General features: G+C 61.2%; 19 protein-coding genes. 10 read left to right on the top strand and 9 right to left on the bottom strand.

All coding sequences use genetic code 11. From position 1 onward, the window contains the following. Positions 1-232 precede the first annotated feature (232 nt). The 4 genes from OO306_RS13605 (at position 233) to OO306_RS13620 (ending at position 5,877) form a co-directional block, all read left to right on the top strand. Positions 233-1,015: a helix-turn-helix transcriptional regulator gene (locus OO306_RS13605; protein ID WP_238211655.1), complete on the top strand. Its 783-nt coding sequence runs from the start codon at positions 233-235 to the stop codon at positions 1,013-1,015. Positions 1,016-1,032: 17 nt separating this feature from the next. Continuing rightward, positions 1,033-2,499 carry an efflux transporter outer membrane subunit gene (locus tag OO306_RS13610; RefSeq protein WP_265969022.1) on the top strand — a complete coding sequence of 489 codons (1,467 nt, stop codon included), beginning with the start codon at positions 1,033-1,035 and terminating at the stop codon, positions 2,497-2,499. A 55-nt stretch (positions 2,500-2,554) separates the two neighbouring features. Beyond that, entirely contained in the window at positions 2,555-3,445 is an 891-nt protein-coding gene (locus OO306_RS13615) for a universal stress protein (RefSeq protein ID WP_238211675.1), read from the top strand. A gap of 296 nt (positions 3,446-3,741) precedes the next feature. After that, complete coding sequence (locus tag OO306_RS13620) at positions 3,742-5,877, top strand: TonB-dependent siderophore receptor (RefSeq protein ID WP_265969023.1); 2,136 nt, start codon at positions 3,742-3,744, stop codon at positions 5,875-5,877. Between the two features lie 114 nt (positions 5,878-5,991). Here OO306_RS13620 and OO306_RS13625 read toward each other — a convergent pair whose 3' ends face one another. The 3 genes from OO306_RS13625 to OO306_RS13635 all read right to left on the bottom strand — a co-directional run bounded on the left by OO306_RS13625 (position 5,992) and on the right by OO306_RS13635 (position 7,962). Then, on the bottom strand, positions 5,992-6,513 hold the full coding sequence (locus OO306_RS13625) for an acyloxyacyl hydrolase (RefSeq protein WP_027596791.1): 522 nt from the start codon (positions 6,511-6,513) through the stop codon (positions 5,992-5,994). A 201-nt stretch (positions 6,514-6,714) separates the two neighbouring features. Continuing rightward, on the bottom strand, positions 6,715-7,461 hold the full coding sequence (locus tag OO306_RS13630; RefSeq protein ID WP_252824243.1) for a phytanoyl-CoA dioxygenase family protein: 747 nt from the start codon (positions 7,459-7,461) through the stop codon (positions 6,715-6,717). A 57-nt stretch (positions 7,462-7,518) separates the two neighbouring features. Beyond that, positions 7,519-7,962, bottom strand: coding sequence for a hypothetical protein (locus OO306_RS13635; protein ID WP_099429423.1), 444 nt, complete (start codon positions 7,960-7,962; stop codon positions 7,519-7,521). A gap of 1,497 nt (positions 7,963-9,459) precedes the next feature. Here OO306_RS13635 and OO306_RS13640 point away from each other — a divergent pair. Then, entirely contained in the window at positions 9,460-9,723 is a 264-nt protein-coding gene (locus OO306_RS13640; protein ID WP_265969029.1) for a PAAR domain-containing protein, read from the top strand. Positions 9,724-9,800: 77 nt separating this feature from the next. Here OO306_RS13640 and OO306_RS13645 read toward each other — a convergent pair whose 3' ends face one another. Further along, positions 9,801-10,691, bottom strand: coding sequence for a LysR family transcriptional regulator (locus tag OO306_RS13645; protein WP_099430907.1), 891 nt, complete (start codon positions 10,689-10,691; stop codon positions 9,801-9,803). Between the two features lie 106 nt (positions 10,692-10,797). Between OO306_RS13645 and OO306_RS13650 the strand changes: the two genes are divergently transcribed. Further along, positions 10,798-12,183 carry an aldehyde dehydrogenase family protein gene (locus OO306_RS13650; RefSeq protein ID WP_265969031.1) on the top strand — a complete coding sequence of 462 codons (1,386 nt, stop codon included), beginning with the start codon at positions 10,798-10,800 and terminating at the stop codon, positions 12,181-12,183. Positions 12,184-12,219: 36 nt separating this feature from the next. Here OO306_RS13650 and OO306_RS13655 read toward each other — a convergent pair whose 3' ends face one another. Continuing rightward, entirely contained in the window at positions 12,220-14,133 is a 1,914-nt protein-coding gene (locus OO306_RS13655) for an AAA family ATPase (RefSeq protein WP_265969033.1), read from the bottom strand. An 81-nt stretch (positions 14,134-14,214) separates the two neighbouring features. Beyond that, complete coding sequence (locus OO306_RS13660) at positions 14,215-15,114, bottom strand: helix-turn-helix domain-containing protein (protein WP_099429435.1); 900 nt, start codon at positions 15,112-15,114, stop codon at positions 14,215-14,217. A gap of 152 nt (positions 15,115-15,266) precedes the next feature. On the opposite strand from OO306_RS13660, the gene OO306_RS13665 reads away from it, so the two are divergent. From OO306_RS13665 to OO306_RS13675, 3 genes are all read left to right on the top strand, one after another. Next, positions 15,267-16,625, top strand: coding sequence for a glutamine synthetase family protein (locus OO306_RS13665; protein WP_027596784.1), 1,359 nt, complete (start codon positions 15,267-15,269; stop codon positions 16,623-16,625). Positions 16,626-16,754: 129 nt separating this feature from the next. Continuing rightward, a complete protein-coding gene (locus OO306_RS13670) occupies positions 16,755-17,843 on the top strand; it encodes a polyamine ABC transporter substrate-binding protein (RefSeq protein ID WP_265969034.1) in 1,089 nt (362 codons plus the stop codon). Positions 17,844-17,857: 14 nt separating this feature from the next. Beyond that, complete coding sequence (locus OO306_RS13675; protein ID WP_265969035.1) at positions 17,858-19,153, top strand: FAD-binding oxidoreductase; 1,296 nt, start codon at positions 17,858-17,860, stop codon at positions 19,151-19,153. A 131-nt stretch (positions 19,154-19,284) separates the two neighbouring features. Here OO306_RS13675 and OO306_RS13680 read toward each other — a convergent pair whose 3' ends face one another. Further along, positions 19,285-19,590: a DNA-binding transcriptional regulator gene (locus OO306_RS13680; RefSeq protein ID WP_186676873.1), complete on the bottom strand. Its 306-nt coding sequence runs from the start codon at positions 19,588-19,590 to the stop codon at positions 19,285-19,287. Next, positions 19,571-19,813 (bottom strand): type II toxin-antitoxin system RelE/ParE family toxin, encoded by a 243-nt coding sequence (locus OO306_RS13685; protein WP_265969037.1) that lies wholly within the window; start codon positions 19,811-19,813, stop codon positions 19,571-19,573. Before OO306_RS13685 ends, OO306_RS13680 begins: the two co-directional genes overlap by 20 nt. A gap of 252 nt (positions 19,814-20,065) precedes the next feature. Between OO306_RS13685 and OO306_RS13690 the strand changes: the two genes are divergently transcribed. Then, positions 20,066-20,743, top strand: a complete 678-nt coding sequence (locus OO306_RS13690; protein WP_265969038.1) for a DUF3313 domain-containing protein — start codon at positions 20,066-20,068, stop codon at positions 20,741-20,743. A 165-nt stretch (positions 20,744-20,908) separates the two neighbouring features. Here the strand turns inward: OO306_RS13690 and OO306_RS13695 are convergent, their stop codons facing one another. Continuing rightward, a complete protein-coding gene (locus OO306_RS13695) occupies positions 20,909-22,285 on the bottom strand; it encodes an L-serine ammonia-lyase (RefSeq protein WP_265969040.1) in 1,377 nt (458 codons plus the stop codon). Positions 22,286-22,413: the final 128 nt, after the last annotated feature.

Consider the following 22,413-nt stretch of genomic DNA (forward strand, 5'->3'; position numbering starts at 1 on the left):
TGATCGCCACGCTTCTGACGTCAATTGGCTGGCTGATCCGTTCATGTGCAGCGTCTCGCCTGTAAGTGCCCTGCCCCACTGATCCGTAATCGGTGGCACTTTCTGTCCCTGTTTTCCATTACAGACGCGGCCCCCAGGCCGGGCTTGAATACCGCCACAAACCACTCGCCACCCGGAGGACTCGCCAGCGACACCACCCGCCGTAACGCTTTGGATCAAGGATGACAACGCTATGAAGCTGACCGACAGCCTCGAACACCGCCCCGACCCCCAGCTGTATCTGCAACTTGGCGAGCTGATCGCCAGTACCGGCGCCGAGGGCTTTGCCGAACAGATGTTGCACCTGGTCGATGCCCAAGTGCCGATCCACAGGCTCGACCTCAGCGAATGGACCCTCGACCCACACGGCGCCAGCATCAGCCGCATCAGGGTACTCGGCAGCGCCGGCCCTGCACCTGAACTGCCCGGCGTCGACCCTCTGCGCCACCCACTGCTGCAGAGCATCATGCAGATGAAGGACCCGCTGCTGATCGAGTTCAAGGCCCCTCCGGACACCGACCACCCGCGCCACAGCGCCCACCAGTGCAACTTGGTGTCTTGCAGCGGTGCCCGGCGCTGGGTCATCTGCTTTCACCGCCTGCCCAGCCAGCGGGGCTTTTCGTTGAGTGAGTTGTCGCAGTTGAAAAGCCTGTCCGACACCTTGCTGCCCCTGGTCGAGCACCACGGCCAGTTGCTCAACCAAGGGGCCGCGCGGCAGGCCGGCTCGCCGCTGTGCGATTTGCAGGCGGGCGCGTTACGCCACTCCTTTGGCGAACGGCTGGTGCAAGAAGCCGTGCGGCTTTCGACGCGTGAGCAGGAGGTCTGCCTGGGCCTGCTGACGGGCGGCACGGTGCCAGAAATGGCGCAGCGGCTTAACGTGAAGAACAGCTCGATCGAAACCTACCTCAAGCGCGCCACCGCCAAGCTGGGGGTCAGTGGCCGCCATGGTTTGACCAAGTGGATGGCAGGCGCCTGACTCTGCGAGACCCTCTGATGCCCCGATCCAGCCTTATCCTGTGCGCGGCGCTGTTGTGCGGCTGTTCGTTGGCCCCTGACTACCAGCGCCCGGACACACCCGTCTCCCTCCAGTACCCGCAAGGGCCGGCCTACGCCGGCGATGTGCAGAAGCACCCGGCCATCGAGGACTGGCGCCAGGTGTTCCACGACCCTGCCCTGCGCCAACTGATCGACAGCGCCCTGGCCAATAACCGCGACCTGCGCAGCGCGGCGCTCAATGTCGAAGCCTACCGCGCCCAATACCGCATTCAGCGAGCCGAGCTGTTGCCAAAGGTCTCGGCCAATGGCCAGGGGCAACGCCAGTACCTGCCGCGGCGCATGACCGGTACCGACCAGGGCATGATCAGTTCCACCACTGCTGCGACGCTAGGCGTGAGTGCTTATGAACTGGACCTGTTCGGTCGCCTGCGCAGCCTCAGTGACCAAGCGCTGTTGACTTACCTAGCCAGCGACCAGGCCCGGCGCAGCACCCAATTGAGCCTGGTGGCCAGTGTCGCCAGCGTGTACCTGACCTGGCGTGCCGACCAGGAACTGCTGACGCTGGCCAACGAAACCCTGGCCGCAGACGAGCGCAGCCTGCGCCTGACCGCCAACCAGCGCCGCGCTGGCACAGTGTCGGCCCTGGACCAGATCCAGGCGCGGACCAGCGTCGACAGTACCCGGGCGGCCGTCGCCCGTTACAAACGCCAAGTCGCCCAAGACCTCAACCAACTGACGGTACTGGTCGGCGCCCCTGTGGCCGACGGCCTCGGCGCCTTGCCGCTGGCCGACGAACAGATCGCCGGTTTGCAAGCCGGGCTGCCGTCAGACCTGCTGCAACGCCGCCCCGACATCCTCCAGGCCGAATACCAGCTGCGTGCGGCCAACGCCGATATTGGCGCCGCGCGTGCGGCGTTTTTCCCGAGCATCAGCCTGACCGCCAATGCCGGCAGTACCAGCCCGGCGCTCAGTGGGCTGTTCGATGCAGGGTCAGGGACCTGGCTGTTCCAGCCACAGATCAACCTGCCGATCTTCACCGCCGGCAGCCTGCGTGCCAGCCTGGACTATGCCCAGTTGCAGAAGGACATTCAGGTAGCGCAGTACGAAAAAGCAATCCAAAGCGCCTTTCAGGAAGTGGCGGACGGCTTGGCGGCACGGGCGACTTACCAGCGGCAATTGCAGGCGCAGCGCGACTTGGTGGCCTCCAACCAGCGTTACTACAACCTTGCTGAACACCGCTACCGGATCGGCGTGGACAGCAGCCTGACCTTTCTCGACGCGCAGCGCTCGTTGTTCAGTGCCCAGCAGGGGCTGATCAATGACCGCCTGGCGCAGTTGGTGGCAGAGGTGAATCTGTACGCGGCGTTGGGTGGCGGGTGGAAAGAGGCCGCTGACACCCAGGCTCCGTCTGCGGCAAGCGCAAGCGAAGCGGCGCCCAAGGGTGCCTACGTGGGTCTAGACTGAACAGGGCCAGATCACCAGGCATGAACCGGGGGGCTTCCACACGCGGAGGTGTGAGATGAGCCAGTTCAAGCGTTTGTTCGTCATGCTCGGCCCGCAGATGCGCCACACGCCGGCTCTGCAACGCGCGGCGGCGTTGGCAGAGTCAAGCGGTGCGCTACTCGATATCAACGTATTCGTCGACGATGTCGACACTTTCGGTTTGATGAGCGATGGCCGGGAGCGTGAACGGCTGCTCAGCGACAATCGCCAGTGGCTGGCCGATGAAGCCGAGCAGATGGCCGACGCCGGCCTGGATGTGTCGACCGAACTGCTGCTGACCCGCGATCCGTTGGCCAGCGTGCTCGAGCGCATCGAACGCTTGGGCTGCGACCTGCTGATCAAGGACGTGCAGCACGAACCGGTGCTCAAACGCTTGCTGGTGACACCGCTGGACTGGCAGTTGCTCAAGGACAGCCCGGTCGCCGTGCACCTGGTCAGTGACATCCGCCTGCCCTTGCCCAAGCAGATTGCCGCCGCGGTGGACCTGAACAGCCATGGCGCCGGTGAACACCTCGACGAGCAGGTCATTCACAGCGCCCATGCGCTGGCGCTGCAGTGCAATGCCGAACTGCACCTGCTGCATGTGTGCGACGCGGCCAGAACCCACATCGCCGACTTCGGTGCCGGCACCGTCACCATGCCTGGCTTCGATGGCAGTGTGCGAGCTGCGCAACGGTCAGCATTCAACCGCCTGGGCGACCATCACCAGGTGCCCTTGGAGCGCAGGCATTTCGTCGAGGGGCCAGCTATTCGTGCGATTGCCCAGTTCGTCAGCCATAGCCGGGTCGATGTGATCGTCATGGGCAGCCACCGCCACGACGCCATGCAGACCTTTTTGGGCGGTACCACGGCGCATGTGCTGGAGCATCCGCTGTGCAATGTGCTGGCGATCAAGGCGATGCATTGAGTATTCGGCGAACTATGTGCCCGATTCGTCATTAATCCGCAGCCCCTGTAGAAGCGGCCTTGCGTCGCGAAAGGGCTGCGGAGCAGCCCCAGCAATTTTGTAGGTGACACTGAAATCGGGGGCCGCTGCGCGGCCCTTTCGCGACGCAAGGCCGCTCCTACAGGGGGCCGGCGGTGAAGGTAGGCATTTGGCACGTGCGCTCCATTTAAAAAGAATGCATTTGATAATGATTCGTAGTAGTTTCGCGACGCTTTCTACCCCTCCCGCTAGCGCCCTACTCCAGGATCGTACCGTCGATGCGTCGCACGTTCGTTTCGCTTTGTGTGCTTCATGCTGTCTCCCCGCTGGCCTGGGCTGAGCCCGAATCGCCCAGCGACCCCGCCCGGATCGAACTCCAGGCCTTGAGTATCACCGGTACTGCCGACAGTGAGCGCGCCGATGACCCGGTCGTCGGCTACAAGGCCAGCCGTTCGGCAAGCGCCACGCGCACCGACACCGCCCTGCACGAAACCCCGCAATCGGTCAGCGTGGTCCCCAAGGACGTGCTCGAAGACACCGGCGCCACGCGGCTGCAAGATGGCCTGGACTACGCCGGCGGCGTTGGCCGCGCCAACAACTTTGGCGGCCAGGGCCTGACCACGTTCACGGTGCGTGGCTTTACCACGGGCGAGTTCTACCGCAATGGCTTCCCGATCAACCGCGGCTACCCCAACGCCCCCGACGCCAACACCGTCGAACGCCTTGAAGTGATCCGCGGCCCAGCAACCAGCCTGTATGGGCGTGGCGACCCTGGTGGCACCTTCAACGTGGTCAGCAAGCAACCGCTGGCTGAACGCAAGGTCACCCTGGGCAGCCAGATCGACGACCAAGGCATGCACCGCGCCACCCTCGATGCCACCGGCCCGCTGAATCAGGACGGCTCGCTCGCTTACCGGTTGAACGTGCTTGGCGAAGGTGGCGAGAGCTTTCGCGATGATGTCGAGAGCGAGCGCTACGACGTGGCGCCCGTGGTCAGCTGGCAGGTCAACGACAGCACCAGAATCGTCTTCGAAGGCGACTTCATGCGCAACAACCACCCACTGGACCGCGGCCTGACCCGCTATGCCACCCAGACCGGCAGCGCCTCGCGCGACACCTACATCTGGGAGAAAGGCAGCGACAACGTGCTGCACAACGACAACAACATGGCCCAGGTGCGCTTCGAGCACCTGCTCAATGACAACTGGACGTTGGGGGGCGGGTTCCAGTTTCTCGATGGCTCGCTCAAGGGCAACGCGGTGGAGGCCAACGGCGCACCCGCTGACGGGCGTACCCTGCAGCGCAACTTCAACTACCGCAAACTGGAATGGACTGACCGTGACTGGCAGTTGAACCTTACCGGGCATTTCGACACCGGTGGTTTCAGCCACACCCTGCTGACCGGCATCGAGTACGAAAACTACGATTACAACTCGATCATCCAGCGTTCCTCGGCAGCCGTCGGCACCTACCCCATCGATATCTACGACCCGGTGCTCGGCCAGCCAAGGCCCGCGTTGACACGCACCACCACCTGGGACAAGGAAAACCTGCAGACCTGGGCCTTCTTCATTCAGGACCAGGTGGCGCTGACCGAGCGCCTCAAGGCCTTGGCCGGCATCCGCTTCGAGCGCTTTGAGCACGACTATGACGACAAGCTGGTCGACACCCGTGACTTCAGCAAGGGCGAGAACGGCGTCACCCCGCGCGTTGGCCTGATCTACGACCTGACCGACACGGTGGCGGTCTATGCCAACACGGCGCGGTCATTCAAGCCCAACAGTGGCGCCCCTGCGGGGGGCGGCAGCTTCGACCCGGAGAAGGGTAAATCCTACGAGCTGGGCGTGAAGTGGGAAGCGCTCGATCGCCAACTGAGCATCGATGCGGCGGTGTACCACATCGTCAAGGAAAACGTGCTGGCACGCGACCCCAACGACCCCACCGGGGTCTACAGCATCGCAGCAGGTGAGGTACGCAGCCGCGGGCTGGACATCAACATTGCGGGCAACATCACCCCTGAGTGGCGCGTGATCGGTGGCTACGCCTATGTCGATGCCGAAGTGACCAAGGACACCAGCTTGCCTACCGGCACCCACCTGGCCAACATCCCGCGCAACAGTTTCAGCCTGCTGAACACTTACGAATTCCAGGACGGCGCGGTCAAAGGCCTTGGATTGGGTGTTGGCCTGAAATACGTGGATGATCGCGCCGGCCAGACAGCCGTGACGACCTACACCATGGAGCGCTACAGCGTGGTTGACCTGCTCAGCTTCTACAAGGTCAATGAACACGTGCGGCTGAACTTGGATGTGAAGAACGTCTTCAACAAGGGTTATGACGAAGGGGCGTTCAACAACTACGTGTACCCGGGCGCACCGCGAACGGTGCAGGCCGGGGTTTCGTACACCTTCTAGCTGACTGTAGGAGCAGCCTTGTCCTGCGAAGAGGCAGGTACCGACAACATCTATGCAGTGCCAGTACCGGCCTCTTCGCAGCGCAAGGCTGCTTCTACAAAAAGCGCATCAAACTCAGAACGCCTTGCTGTAGAACAACGCGTACGACTCGATCCCGTCGTTAGGCTGTTTGATACCCGCGTTGGAGTAATGCATCGCGCGGATGCCGACCTTCTGCGCACCCGGCAGCTTCAGGCCAAAACCGATGCGGTCTTCGAAGTTGACCGCCGAACCCAGGCGCTGGTCGCCCACTTCTGTCTTGGAAAACGCCGCCAGGCCAATACCGGCCTCGATGTAGGGGGTGTAGGTGAAACCGCTGAACTCGTAGGTGAATACCGGGCTGAACGACAACGAGTGCGCGCCGCTGGCGTCGCCGCCTTCCCAATAGGTGTAGGCCGCATCCCAGTAACCGGTTACATAACCGGTACTGCTTTCCAGCCATTTCTTGTCCCAGTCGAACGACAGGCCGATACGGTAGGTCATGTCGCCTTGGCTGGTGGCGCCAACTGCAGCCGATACCTGCGCGGCCTGGGCCAGGTTGGCCCCCGCGAAGGCCAGCACTGCAGCGGCCAGCGAAGCAGCGAGACGGGTTTTCATCAATGACATCTCCTGATGGTCTACAACACGGGCAAAGTGGGGGCTTGAGCCCCTCGAGCTTATGCGGTGGCCAGCGCATCCAAACCGGTCACACCAAGTAATACTTCTCTGATTATTGTCCAGATAATCAGAAAGTTGAAAGCTGTTTGCCACCATTGGCTAATACCAGGGCGACGGCCTTATCACGGGCCCTGTCGCCGTTCAGTCGTAGGCCGCCTCTTCATGCTCACCCAACAGCCGCCGCTGCCTCGGCGTCGCCTCCTCCAGCACCTGGGGGTTGAATTGCCAGTGCAAATACGGCGAAAACTTCTGCGCCACCATGCGTCGACCGTAATGCACCTGCAGCATGTCGCGCTCACGCGACTGCGTGCAATTGGCGCCGCCGCTGTGCCAGACATCACTGCGAAACACCAATGCATCCCCCGCCTTGCACAACACCGGATGCGCTTCACGCCCTTGCCACTCGGACTCGCCGGCCTCGGGTGGGCGTGCTGCCCGATGGCTGCCAGGCACGATCCAAGTCGGCCCGATGCTGTGATCGATATCGCTGAGGTACAGCTGCGCGGTAAGGATCTGCATGGGCTGGGTAAAGGCTCCTCGCTCGCTGAGCCAGGCGGGCAGTTGCATGGGCAGGTGATCAAGGTGCAGCGCCATGCCGGGGTAACCGGGGTGGCTACGCCAGGCGGTCTGGCCGATCACGTGGCAGTCCTCGCCCAGCGCGGCCTCGGCCAGGTTGATAAGCGGTGGCAGATCAAGAAAGGGCAACCACAGGGGGTTGCGGTTGAACACGCACTTGTAGTGTTCGAGCAGCCCTTGGTAATCCCAGTGAATGGGCTGCAAGTCATCGATGGCGCAGCGCAGCAAAGCGATACGCAGGGGTTCGAGCACACCGGGGATCAACACAAAACCCCGCTCGTCCAACATCTCCAGCTGAAGGTCCAGGCTCATGGCGGTGCGCTCCTTTTCGGCAGGAGTACAGATGTACTCCTACCCGGACTGTGCCATTCAACGCCAGTGCAGGTTCACCGTGGCAGGCGCTTTGCCGTCGACGGCCACCTGTTGTTGTACCGTCTCACCTTGGGCGTTGCCGGTGACTTTGTAATGGCCCGGTGGCAACTGCACATAAAGCAGCGGGCCTACATTGGTAACGCTCAGCACGGGTTGGCCCTGTGCGCTCTGGATGTCGACTGTGGCGCCACTTTGGAACTCGCTTCCCGGGCCTGCCGAGAGTTCGACATGCAAGTCGTACCCTTTGGTCTTGCGCAGGGCATTGGCTTCATCCTGGCCGATACCGCCTTCCAGGTAACGGATGCCGTTTTGCTCTTGCGGCTGCAGCTGGACAGCCTGCATGTCGATAGGCGCATTGAGGTCGGCAGCCGCCGCCAACGTCCAAGGCATGGCCAGGGTGAGCAGTAGCGCAGCACCAAGGGCATAGTGATGATTACGCATGGTAGAACCCTCCTTCTGAGGATGGTTTACCTATTATTACGCCCTCTAACGACACTCGTTTTCTTACTGACAGAGGGTCGTCCGGGCACGGGCAGCAAGTCGTCGCTTCAACGTGCGCATTTATATTTCATGGGCATATTGCACTCTTTATTCAAAAAAGGCTGGATCGGCAAACGACTAGCGAACACACATTTTCTTACACCCAAATACTCGACAGGAAACCATCACTCAGTACATCGTGAATTTCCGGAAGAATGCACTCTAGTGTTCGAGCTGTTTAATTTCGACGAACGCGATAGCGAATTTTCCTACAAATTTTTAAAGATACACCGATCGAACACAACCATCATCCAACAACATGACTTACATCAACACAGATCAAATAGCGCCACGACAGGCATAATCAAACACAGTGGGATATGCAATCCCATTGGATTCATAGGCGGAATTAATGTTTACAACTACGCCCCAAATCCTACAGAGTGGATTGATCCATTAGGACTAGCGCGGAATTGTCAGCTGGGGAGATACGCGGACCTTACTGGACAAGGCCATGAAGGAGACAGCTTAGATGCACATGAATTCATACGACATCAAGCATTCCGGCAGATGGGAGTAACGTCTTCCGCTGCGCGGAACCCCAACAACCCCTCGATAGCCATTCCGCGCTCCATGCATACAGCCGCACACAGAAATGAGTCCGCGCTGGCTGAAAAACACTTAAACTTAGGAATCAATCAGTTCGATTTCAACAGTTCTGGTACACCAACTAAACGACAAATGGATGTTTGGCAAGGCGCCCTAAGGCAAGCAGGCGTCCCAGCATCACAGGCAAGGAGACTAAGGGTTCAAGCCAATCAATTCATCAACTGCGATTGTTTCTGCCCATAGGAGTTTATTACTTTGAAAAAACTAACATTCTCAGCCCCTCCAAAAAAAGATGAGGCATTCCTAGGGGGGAGTCCGCGCCTGCCCCAAAACATAGCATGGCCGCATGACTCCCAAGGCTGCCCGTTAATGCACCTAATCAGCCTACCCGCAAGCTTTGTTAACGACAACAGCCATGAGATCTCAGTAAATCACGGACTTACCATCTCTGTATTCACCCCCTTCGACACCAACCCTCTAAACCACATCCATAAAGCAATGAATGAAAATGGCATTGCTATTGCGTACTCAGTCGCGAACACTGAAAGAAATGAACATCCCTTCCCCCTCAAAAAATCGCCAATCGGGGCGGAGGAAACAAACGAACCAGACAGCAGTGCAAATGGGGTATCGAAAGTAGGGGGAATACCCTGCTGGATACAAGACGACGAGAGCAACGGATTGGTTTTCTTTATGCAAATCGATGAATACGACCTAGACGCGCTGTTCCCAGACCACAGAGGCCTATTCGCAGGAGGCATGAGTTACCTACTTTTGTCCCCAAACATTTCTGAGAGCGGCACTGAGGCAGGACTCTTAAAGATACAAACTTCCTAAAGGCGAAATTTTATGAACCACATCGTTCGCCTTGGCGATAAAACAGATCATGGAGGGTATGTAGTTGAATGTATCCCGCATACAAACCTCAACGGCAAACCGATGGCCGGCAAAGGCAACATGGTTTTCTGCCCTCTATGCAAAGGCAATTTCCCCATCATCGATGGCAGTGACACCTACCGAGTCGATGGCATCCCCGTCGCACTCGACGGCATGAAGACCGCGTGCGGCGCCAGCCTGATCGCCAGCGCTTCACACAGCAGCGTCCATCGCTGAGTTGATTAAACCAAGAAGAGAGAGCCTTCGGGTCGTGGCAAGCGCCGGTAGCTACGCCCCTGCTCTCACAAGTTGATCTATACGGTATCTACAGCCATACCTAAACTCCCCTGCCGCTCTTCCAACAACTTCACAAACATACTCAAACTGCGCGAAACCGCCCCCCGCCGCCACACCAGCCAGGTCTTCAAATACCGGAAATCCTCCGACATCGGCCAGGCGCTCACCGTGCTGCAGCCCGGCATGTTGTCGAGCATGCTGCGCGGCATCATGGCCAACCCGGCACCGGCACTCACGCATGCCAGCATGCCGTGATAAGACTCCATCTCATGGATCTTGCCTGGCACGGCCTGATCCTGCACAAACCAGTTCTCGAAGTGGTGGCGGTACGAGCAGTTGGCCCGAAATGCGTAAATGTTCTCGCCGTTGACGTCTTGGGCGCGGGTTACCGGCGCATGGTTGAGGGGCGAGATGACCATCATCTCTTCCTCGAACACTGGCATGCCTTCCAGCGTCGGGTGCAACACCGGCCCATCGACGAAGGCCGCTACCAATCGCCCAGACAGCACCCCTTCGAGCATCGTCCCCGACGGCCCGGTCGAGAGGTCCAGGTCGACTTTGGGGTAGCGCTGGTTATAGGCCGCCAGCAAAGCCGGGATCCGCACGGCTGCGGTGCTTTCCAGCGAACCCAAGGCAAAGGTGCCCTGCGGGTCTTCGCCGGCCACCGTTAGCCGCGCCTCGTGCACCAGGTCGAGAATGCGCCGGGTGTATTCGAGAAAGTTCCAGCCCGCTGGCGACAGGCGCAGGCGGCTTTTCTCGCGGATGAACAACTCGACGCCCAGGTCTTCCTCCAGCTGTTTGATACGCGTGGTCAGGTTCGAGGGCACCCGATGGATATGCTGCGCGGCGGCACTGATGCTGCCTTGCTCGGCCACTGCCTTGAAGATTTCCAGTTGCACCAGGTCCACAGTCATTCTCCAAACGTGAATGTTTCGCTCATTATTATTCAGTTTTCATTAAATCCCTACACCACTAGTCTGGCGTCACGGATCAACAACAGCGAGAGTTTCCACCATGAGCGCGATCAGCAGCCTGACCCACGCCATCTCCCTCGACCCGCACAGCGGCGAGCAGATTGGCGCCTACCCGTTCGATACCGACGCCGCACTGGAAGCGGCGCTGCAACGCGCCAAGGTGGGCTATGGCCAATGGCGCCAGGTGTCGCTGGGTCAGCGCAGTGAGTGGTTGCTCGCCCTGGCCAACACGCTGGAAACCAAGGCCGAAGCGTTCGCGCAAATGATCAGCCGTGAAATCGGCAAGCCGATCACCCAGGCCCGGGGCGAAGTGAGCAAGTGTGTCGGGTTGTGCCGTTGGTACGCCGAGCACGGCCCTGCCATGCTGGCAGCGGAACCAACCCAGGTCGAAAAAGCGCGCATCGAGTACCGCCCGCTGGGCCCGATCCTGGCCGTGATGCCGTGGAACTTCCCGATCTGGCAAGTGCTGCGCGGTGCTGTGCCGGCGATTCTGGCGGGTAATACCTACGTGCTCAAGCACGCCCCGAACGTCATGGGCAGCGCCTACTTGCTGGGCGAACTGTTCAAGGATGCCGGCCTGCCGGACGGCGTCTTTGAAGTACTGAACGTCACGCCGGACGGTGTCACCCGCGCCATCAACGACCCTCGCATTGCCGCCGTGACCCTCACCGGCAGCGTGCGCGCTGGCATGGCGATCGGTGCGCAAGCCGGCGCCGCGCTGAAGAAGTGCGTGCTGGAGCTGGGCGGTTCGGACCCGTTCATCGTACTGGCTGATGCCGACCTGGATGCCGCAGTCAAGGCGGCCGTCATCGGTCGCTACCAGAACACCGGCCAGGTTTGCGCGGCGGCCAAACGCCTGATCATCGAAGAAAGCATCGTTGAAGCGTTCACTCAAAAGTTTGTCGAAGCAACGCGCCAGCTGAAGGTTGGCAACCCGCTGGAAGACGACACCTACATCGGCCCGATGGCCCGCTACGACCTGCGCGATGAACTCGATGGGCAGGTTCAGGCGACACTCGCCGAAGGCGCTACTTTGCTGCTGGGCGGCAACAAGATCGAAGGCGTGGGCAACTTCTACGCACCGACCGTGTTTGCCAACGTCACCTCGGAAATGACCGCGTTCAAGCAGGAACTGTTCGGGCCAGTGGCGGCGATCATCACTGCGCGGGATGCCGACCATGCCGTGACATTGGCCAACGACAGCGAATTCGGCCTGGCGTCGACCATTTACACCGCCGACTATGCGCTGGCTGAACGCATGACCGCAGCACTGGATACCGGTGGCGTGTTCATCAACGGCTACTGCGCATCCGACCCCCGCGTCGCCTTTGGCGGCGTGAAGAAGAGTGGTTTTGGCCGCGAATTGTCGCACTTTGGTGTGCGGGAATTCACCAACGCGCAAACGGTGTGGCTGGACCGTAATTGATGGGGGAATCGGGGCCGCCTGGCGGCCCCGATTTCCTCAGTCCCTGACCTGGTCCTTCACCCAGTCCAGCATCCCCCCCGGCACGATCAGTTCATGCCGTGCCCGCGAACAGGCGGTATACAGGCCCGCCAGCATCCGCGCCCGTTCGTTGCGATTGCCCGCCGCCACGGGCGCGACCATCAGCTCCGGTGACACCATCACCCGGGCGAATTCCATGTTCTTCACGTCCCGCACCCGCCCCAGGAACAGCTTGGGCGCCTTGTCCCAACGATAACGGCTCTTGGCCTTGGCGAAATGCTCTGGCGTATAGCCCTTGCGCAGCATGTTGGCGACCGCCACGAAGGCTTTGTCGTCGCCCTTGTCCTGCTCCAGCGCCTGCCAACTGGCGTAGCGGAACAGCATGGGGTGACGCGGCCGGGTGCCGTAGCGGTACAGCTCGATGCAATCTTCGACGAACAGCTCGAAATCCTTGCGCGCACTCTTCAACAACACGAACGGCACCCCTTGGTGCGTAAGGCGCTGGAACCAGCCAAACAGGCCCCACTCGTCATCGACAATCAGTGCCGTGGGCTGCTCTGGCACCGTGACCGTGTCGAAGAAACTGACCCGGGTGTAGTGCTCGGCACTGCCGCTGAATGCCGCCTGGATCTTGGCCGGATGCGCCTGGATCAGCGGGTTGAGGACGTTATCCATGGCGGGCCCGGCGCGCAGCGAATGGTCGATGTAACGCTGGCGGATGAAGCCACCGTGGTGCGGGCTCAGGCCATTGAGGTTCTGCAGCTCGTCGCCCAGGGTGATGATCGACTGCGGGCTGCGGTCCAGCACGGCGAGCATCGGTGCCGACAGCTCGTGGGCCTCGTCGACGATGACGTGGGTGTACCGATTGTCGATCATGTCAGCGGTCAGCGACAGCAGTTTGACCCGGTGGTAATCACGCACCGGCAGTTGAATCTCCCGCGCTGAGGGGCGAATCAGCTCCTGCCAGTACAGCCGGGCCTTTTCCAGCAGCACTTCCTGGTCCAGTGGCGAGGTGCCCGGCCCGGCCCAGGGCAAATGGTGAAGCTGGACCTCTGCATCGCCGCTGCGGCAGAAACTGCGCACGGCCTTGATGCACAAGGCAACCACGTCGCGGGCCGCGAGCGGGCCGATATCGGGGATATTCAGCCACTTCACCACCTGCGCCTCCTGCGGGCGCCAGGACAATTTGGTGCGGTACGGGTCACGCAAGCGCCAACCGTTGCTGGTGAGGTCTCGGTTGAGAAGCTCGTCTGCCAGTTGGCCGAAGGTCAGTGCGGTGTAGGCTTGGGCGTCCTTGACGCGTGCCTGCAACGCGCGCAGCTGGCCCTCGGTCAAGGCCAGCAGCAGCGTGCGCTGGGGGTCGAGCAAACGGGCGAACTGGTGAATCAGGAACGTCTTGCCGGTGCCGGCAAAGCCTTGCACCGCCACCGACTCGTCAACACCTGACAGAAACTCGCGCAGCAGGCGGTTTTGTTGATCGCTCAGCAGCAGGTCGCTGGCCAGCGATGGCAGATAGACGGGATGCAGCGGCGTGACCTGTTGGCGGTAGGTATCGGCAAATTGGAAGCTCCACTGGCCTTGGTCATCCTGCAGGTCCTCGACGTCGTATTGGACCTCGGCGGACAGCAAACCGATGCCATTCTCACCCAGCATGCCAAGGCCCATGGCGAATGCCTCGCGGTCGAAGTGCTGCGCCACCTGGCCTTGAAAGCGCCCCGGCGCGGCCGTTTCGACCTCGTTGGCGATGCGCACGATTTCGGCAAAGCGCCGCTCCTGAGCGTCGGCCGTTGCAGTGGCGGGCTGGCGTGGCAGGTTTTGCACGAACAGCACCGCCGCGGCCTCCAGCAAACTGGCAGTCAGGAAAAAATCGCTGGCGGTGGGTTCGCTGGCAAGGCGGTCGGCTTGGTCGCTGGGCAATGGCAGGTAGAACATCGGGACCTCGGGTGGAAACAGGTCGGCACGATAGCAACTTTCCGTGGGGGGTGCTGGGTTCAATGTGCCGGCTGCCGGCCCTCAGCCCCTGCGCCGCTTCAGGGTCTCGCTCGGCAACTCCTTGAACAGCTGCCGGTAACTCTCGGAAAACCGCCCTAGGTGCCAGAACGACCAGCGCATGGCGACTTCCGCTACCGTTACCTCGCCACCGCGCAACAAGTCCCGTCGCGCACCGTTTAGCCGGCGTAACCGCAGCCAGGTCCCCGGCGGCATACCGGTAAAGGCCTTGAACGCCTGCTGCAACTGGCGCAGCGAAACGCCGGCCACGTCAGCCAGTGCCACTAGGTTGAGGGTTTCTTCGGGGCAGTCCGCCGCCCATTCACTGACCCGCCGCATGATCGAGCGCTCTTCACTGCGCCTGCCCAGCGCACCGCTGTCCAGCCGCTGGCAGGCACTGTCGAGGATGAACAGGCAGTCTTCCAGCAACTGCTCCGCCAGCGCCTGCCCCTGCAGCGGGCAATCGGCGTTGCCCAGACGGGTCAAGGTGGCGCTCAGCCAACTGCCGAACAAGGCGTTCTGGCCACTGCCCAATGGCACCATGAACAAGCCTTCCAGGCGCTGCGTATCCAGGCCATGACGGGCCAGAAACGCCTGGTCGAACACCACGGCCACCTCTTCGTAGTTCTCCGGGGTGATCCAGATATTGCGGCTCTGCTCGTTGAGCAGGTACAGGCTGTTTTCGCTGCGGTCGAAACAGAACGCCAGCGATCCACTGGGGGGGCGAAAGAACTGCTCGACTCGGGTATTGAGCCGCTCTTCATAAACCTCCACGCCATCGAGCCCCAGGCAACGCAGTTCGCCGCTGAAATGCCCGGGCGACATTTGCCGGTATTGCTGTTGCCAGCCAGGGGTGGCACGCACCTGCTCGGTGACGTCGGTGGTGTGGAAAGCCTGAACCTGCAAGGCGTTGAGCGTTGTCACGCATTGTCCTGTATGCACTCTTTTGGTGCATTGATTAGCGTAGAAAGTGGATAGATCGCCCCAGGGGGCTGCGACCAAGATAGTCTCCAGCGCGTCACCTGGGAAGCCACCCGCTCCCGCCGCGCACACAAAAACCCAACCAAGAGGTCTGTATGAACGCCCCCTTCGATCAGCTGTCCACGTGGCTGAAAGAACACCGGATCACCGAAGTCGAATGCGTGATCAGCGACCTGACCGGCATCGCCCGCGGCAAGATCGCACCGACCGCCAAATTCCTGCACGAACGTGGCATGCGTCTGCCCGAGAGCGTGCTGTTGCAGACGGTCACCGGCGACTACGTTGACGACGACATCTACTACAGCCTGCTCGATGCCGCCGACATCGACATGGTCTGCCGCCCTGACCCGACTGCGGTGTACCAGATCCCCTGGGCAATCGAGCCGACCGCGATCGTGATTCACGACACCTTCGACAAGCAAGGCAACCCGATCGAGCTGTCGCCGCGCAACGTGTTGAAGAAGGTGCTGAAGCTGTACGCCGACAAAGGCTGGCAGCCGATTGTCGCACCGGAGATGGAGTTCTACCTGACCAAGCGTTGCGAAGACCCAGACCTGCCGCTGCAGGTACCCCTGGGGCGCTCGGGCCGCGCAGAAAGCGGTCGCCAGTCGTTCTCGATCGATGCCGCCAACGAATTCGACCCGCTGTTCGAAGACGTCTATGACTGGTGCGAACTGCAGGGCCTTGACCTGGACACCCTGATCCATGAAGACGGCCCGGCGCAAATGGAGATCAACTTCCGCCACGGCGACGCCCTGGACCTGGCCGACCAGATCACCGTGTTCAAGCGCACCATGCGTGAAGCCGCGCTCAAGCACAACGTGGCGGCCACCTTCATGGCCAAGCCGATCACTGACGAACCCGGCAGTGCCATGCACCTGCACCAGAGCGTGGTCGACATCGCGACCGGCAAGCCGGTGTTCGCCAATGAAGACGGCAGCATGAGCGAGCTGTTCCTGCACCACATCGGCGGGCTGCAGAAGTACATCCCCAAGCTGCTGCCGATGTTCGCACCTAACGTCAACTCGTTCCGCCGCTTCTTGCCGGACACGTCGGCACCGGTCAACGTCGAGTGGGGTGAAGAAAACCGCACCGCCGGCCTGCGTGTGCCAACCTCCAGCCCCGATGCAATGCGCGTGGAAAACCGCCTGCCGGGCGCCGATGCCAACCCTTACCTGGCCATTGCTGCCAGCCTGCTGTGTGGCTACCTGGGCATGGTCGAGAAGATCAACCCGAGTGCGCCGGTGCAGGGCCGGGCTTATGAGCGACGCAACCTGCGCCTGCCCATCACCATCGAGGATGCCCTGCAGCACATGGAAGACTGCGAAACCGTGCAGCAGTACCTGGGCAAGCAGTTCGTCCAAGGCTATGTAGCGGTCAAGCGTGCCGAGCACGAGAACTACAAACGGGTGATCAGTTCCTGGGAACGTGAATTCCTGATGCTCAGCGTTTAAACCCAAGGGCACTGCCCGTGCGATGACGCAAGGCCACGCTTTCCTGTGGGGGCGGCCTTGCGTCGCGAAAGGGCTGCAACGCAGCCCCCGATACACCGAACCCAAGAACAAGACCAACGAGGTGTCGACATGCGTCATCTGCAATCCCTGGTTCCCGCTGCATTCACCTTACTGTTCGGCGCAGCTGCCCAGGCCGCGCCGACCGTCAGCGTGTATAACTGGACCGACTACATCGGTGACACGACACTGGCCGATTTCCAGGCCAGCAGTGGGATCAAGGTGGTCTATGACGTGTTCGATTCCAACGAAACCCTGGAGGGCAAGCTGCTGGCCGGCCGCACTGGCTACGATGTGGTCGTGCCCTCGAACCACTTCCTCGCCCGCCAGGCCCAGGCCGGTGCGTTTTTGCCGCTGGACCGCAGCAAGCTACCCAACTGGAAGCACCTGGACCCTAAACTGCTCAAACAGCTTGAGCAGAACGACCCCGGCAACCAGTACGCGGTGCCCTACCTGTGGGGCACCAATGGCATCGGCTACAACGTCGACAAGGTCAAGGCCGCGCTGGGCGTGGACCACATCGACTCCTGGGCGGTGCTGTTCGAGCCCGAGAGCCTGAAAAAACTCAAGCAGTGTGGCGTGGCCTTCATGGACTCGCCCGACGAGCTGTTCCCGGCCATTCTCAACTACCTGGGCATGGACCCACGCAGCGAAAAGCCCGAAGACTATGCCAAGGCTGAAGCCCGCCTGCTCGAACTGCGGCCCTACATCACCTACTTCCATTCTTCCAAATATGTCTCGGACCTGGCCAACGGCGATGTCTGCGTGGCCTTCGGCTACTCCGGCGACGTGTTCCAGGCCGCCAACCGCGCAGTGGAAGCCAAGAACGGCGTCAAGGTTGCCTACAGCATTCCCAAGGAAGGCAGCAACCTGTGGTTCGACCTGCTGGCCATCCCCAAGGACGCCAGCAACCCGGACCAGGCACTGGCGTTCATCAACTACCTGCTTGAGCCTCAAGTAATCGCTAAAGTCAGTGCCACGGTCGGCTATGCCAACGCCAACCCCGACGCCCAGGCCTACATGGATGCGTCCCTGGTGAACAACCCCGAGGTCTATCCCCCCCAGCAAGTGCTGGACAAGCTGTACATCTCCAGCACGCCAAGCCCCAAGATCATGCGCGTGATGACCCGCTCCTGGAGCAAGATCAAGTCCAACCGTTGAGCCGAGAACGCACCATGCCTTTCGATACCCTGCACACTGCTTCGTACTACGCCGCCACGGCACGCGACGCGGCGCCCTACCCCAGCCTGGACGGCGAACTGAGCGCCGACGTGTGCGTGGTCGGCGGTGGCCTGACCGGGGTCAATACCGCACTGGAGCTTGCCGAGCGCGGCCTTTCGGTGATCGTGCTGGAAGCCAGGCGCATCGGCTGGGGTGCCAGTGGGCGCAATGGCGGCCAGCTGATCCGCGGTATCGGCCATGACGTCAGTGGTTTTGCCCGCTATGTCGGCCAGGACGGCGTGCGCTACCTGCAACAGGCCGGCATCGATTCGGTCGCGTTGGTGGCCAGGCGCATCGCGCAATACGGCATTGCCTGCGACCTGCGGTGGGGCTTCTGCGAACTGGCCAACACCCCCGCCCAGTTTGCCGCCTTCAAGGCAGAACAGGAGGACCTGGCCGCGCTGGGTTATCGCCACGAAACCCGCCTGGTCAGCCCCGAGCACATGCACCAGATCGTCGCCAGCGACCAGTACGCCGGCGGCCTGGTCGACATGGGCTCGGGCCATCTGCACCCACTGGACCTGGTACAGGGCGAAGCACGTGCGGCCGCAGCCCTTGGCGTGCGCATTTTCGAGCAGAGCCCGGTGCTACGCATCGAGCACGGCCCCACCGTGACCCTGCATACCGCCCACGGCAAGGTCAGGGCACAGAGCCTGGTGCTTGGCTGCAACGCGCACCTCGATGAACTGGAGCCGCGCCTGAGCGGCAAGGTGCTGCCGGCCGGCAGTTACGTGGTGGCCACCCAGCCACTGCCCGAGGCGCTCGCCAATAGCCTGATCCCCCAAAACATGGCGCTTTGCGACCAGAAGGTCGGCCTGGACTACTACCGCCTCACTGCCGACCGTCGTTTGCTGTTCGGCGGTGCCTGCCACTATTCCGGGCGCGACCCCAAGGACATCGCCGCGTACATGCGGCCGAAAGTGCTCAAGGTGTTCCCGCAGTTGGCCGAAGTACGCATCGACTACCAATGGGGCGGCATGATCGGCATCACGGCCAACCGCTTCCCGCAGGTCGGGCGGCTGCGCCAGCACCCTAACGTTTACTACGCCCAAGGCTATTCAGGACACGGGCTGAACGTGACCCACTGGACAGCCAAGCTGCTGGCCGAGGGTATTGCCGTGGGCCACAGCCAAGGGCTGGACGTGTTCAGTGCGGTACCCCACCTGACCTTCCCGGGCGGCAAGGCATTGCGCTCACCGCTGCTGGCGTTGGGGATGTTGTGGTACCGGTTGCGCGAGGTGCTGGGGTAAGTGCTGCCTGTGTGCCCTCGTCGTGGACGCTTGCACGATGAGGGCGACGACAATAAGACAGTACATGAAGAGTAATAGTTAACTTATTGAATTCTATTGATTAACGTTAGAATCCACTACGAATAAAATACTTAAAGAATAGCTTGTAAGCCTTTGAATTGTATTACGTTAAGGAGTTTAAGCGCCGGCCCTGCTGGACGTGTCTCGCCTTGCTCCCATTTTCGAACGGTTGAAGCACTCGTGTGCAGGTGCATGGCAAACACTGGCTGGCTGAAATTCAGCGCTTCACGCAAATGCCGTATGTCCAGCGGGCTGAAATCCCGCACCGGCGCAGGGCAGATTGCTTCGAAATCGCGTAGGGTGACCTTGCCGATGGCACCTGCTTCATGCAAGAGGGCAAGGTCATCACGCAACGACTCAATCAGTTTGCTGCTCACAACAGACCTCCATTAATACACCTGACTGTAACGCCCGGCAGAGCGCCACTGACGACAACTCGAGAAAAACCCTGCCCGCAAAGCGCTGCTTGAACAACTCGCCACCCAAGCTGGCATCAACCAACCCTCTGCGCATTTCTTCTACCGCCTTGCACAACATACTGTCAGTAAGCCTTTGCCCGACTTGCCAACGCGCGAAATCCTTGCGCTTGAAAATCTCCATGACTCGCTCCAACCATACCCGTTACGGGCATAGTTTTCCAATAGCGAGCGCAGATGAAAAGCCATCGTGATCCTACTGCGGCGTAGGAATCTTCTCTGTTACACACCCGAGCTTCGGGCATTTGCGCCAATCGAAGGCGCCTTCGCCCTACTACACCGCTGCGTCAGCGCCCAAGATTGCCCTGGTCACTGGCCAACTGCCCTGCACCTGCTAGCGTTGTTCTGGCCGACCTCTCATGGATGCATCACGATCATGAAATCATTGCCCCGCATCACCTTGTTGTGCGCAGCTTTGCTGGCCGTAGCCGCCTGCTCCAGCAACCGCGTGGACCCCAGTGACTACTCCGGTTTTCTGAAGGACTACAGCCGCTTGCAGCCCGCTGAAAGCCCATCCGGCGCGCCGGTGATGCGCTGGATCGACCCCAAGGTCAACGTCAATCAATACAGCCAGGTGTTCATCGAGCCCAGCCAGTTCTACCCCAAGCCGCAACCGACAGCGGTTATTTCGGCGCAGACGCTGCAGGAGATTACCCGTTACTTCAACGAGGCCATGCGACGTGAATTGGGCAGCGTGCTGACCCTGGCCAAGGCTCCCGGCCCAGGCACCATCGTGGTACGCCCGGCGATCACCGCGGTGTCTACCAGCAACGAAGGCCTAAAGCCTTATGAGGTCATCCCTATTGCGCTGATCTCGGCGGGCGTCAATACCGCCATGGGCGGCCGTGACCAGGAAGTAGATGTTGGCGTAGAGGCGGCCTTCCTGGACGGTGCCAGTCAGAAAGTGCTCGCTCAGGTGGTGCGCAAGGGCGCGGGTAAGGAGCTGGAGAACGACACCCAGAAACTCACCCTCAATGACGTCAAACCGGTGCTCGACGGCTGGGCCAAAGACATGCGCGCGAGCTTCCTGACGCTGAAACAGAAGAGCCGTTGACCGTGTAGGAGCAGCCTTGTGCTGCGAAGAGGCCAGTGACAGCAGCGAAGATTGATGATGTGTTCACTGGCCTCTTCGCAGCACAAGGCTGCTCCTACCGGGTAGCGTGTCAATGCCCTTGATCGGGTAAGGCAACGGCCCCCTGAGTAAACCTAGGGCTGCGAATCAGCACTCGACAAAGGCGACGGCCAGGCCGCCGCGCGAGGTTTCTTTGTAGTTGGAATGCATGTCCGCACCGGTGTCGCGCAGGGTGCGGATAACCTGATCGAGCGAGATGAAATGCTCGCCATCACCGCGCAGGGCCATTTGCACCGCGTTGATCGCCTTGACCGCGGCAATCGCATTACGCTCGATGCACGGCACCTGCACCAGGCCACCTACCGGGTCGCAGGTCAGCCCCAGGTTGTGCTCCAGGGCGATTTCCGCGGCATTTTCCAGTTGCGGCGGCGTAGCACCGAGCACTTCGGCCAGGCCAGCGGCTGCCATCGAGCACGCCGAGCCCACTTCACCCTGGCAACCCACTTCAGCACCGGAGATCGACGCGTTGGTCTTGCACAGGATGCCGACTGCGGCCGCCGCCAGCAGGAACCTCACCACATCGTCGTCGCAGGCATCCGGGTTGAACTTCATGTAGTAGTGCAGCACGGCCGGGATGATCCCCGCCGCACCGTTGGTGGGCGCTGTCACCATGCGCCCGCCGGCGGCGTTTTCTTCGTTGACCGCCAGGGCAAACAAGTTGACCCATTCCATGGCGCTCAGGGTCGAGCCGATCACGTTCGGTTTGCCCAACTCCTGCAGGCTGCGGTGCAAACGTGCAGCCCGGCGCTTGACCTTGAGCCCGCCCGGCAGGATGCCCTCATTGCGCAGGCCATTGTCGACGCATTCACGCATCGCCGCCCAGATGCGCATCAAGCCTTCGCGTACCTCGGCTTCCGGGCGCCAGACGCATTCGTTGGCCATCATCAGCTGCGCCACGCCCATTCCGTGCGCCTTGCACAGCGCCAACAGCTCAGCCGCACTGGCAAACGGATACGGCTGTTCGACCGCATTCGCCTCGCTTTGGGGGGCATCGATTTCTTGCTGCTCGACGATGAAACCACCGCCCACCGAATAGTAGGTTTGGCTGAACAGGCTGCCCTGCCCGTCAAGTGCTTCCAGGCTCATGGCGTTCGGGTGGTACGGCAGGCTTTGCTCAAGCAGCAGCATGTCGCGGGTGTAATTGAACGCCAGGGGATGGCTGCCATCGAGCATCAGGCATTGCTCCTGCATCACCTGGCCGATGCGTGGCTCGATCGTGGCCGGGTCGATCCGGTCGGGCCACTGCCCCATCAGGCCAAGCAGGCAGGCACGGTCGGTGGCGTGGCCAACTCCCGTGGCCGAAAGCGAGCCATACAGACGCACTTCGACGCGGCTGACCCGGGCCAGCAAACCACGCTCACGCAGGGCCTGGGCAAAGGTTGCCGCTGCACGCATCGGGCCTACGGTGTGAGAGCTGGAAGGGCCGATGCCGATTTTGAAGAGGTCGAAAACACTGATAGCCATACTAATGCCTGACCGCGTTGGGCAGAATCGCCAATGCGCGGTTCTCTGGGGAAATTGAACACTACTGCGAACTTGAGCGATACTGACCTGCTCCCGCGTGGATGACCAACGAAACTTCCTAAGCAAGC

Source organism: Pseudomonas sp. DCB_AW, from assembly GCF_026240895.1.
Lineage (GTDB): Bacteria > Pseudomonadota > Gammaproteobacteria > Pseudomonadales > Pseudomonadaceae > Aquipseudomonas > Aquipseudomonas kermanshahensis.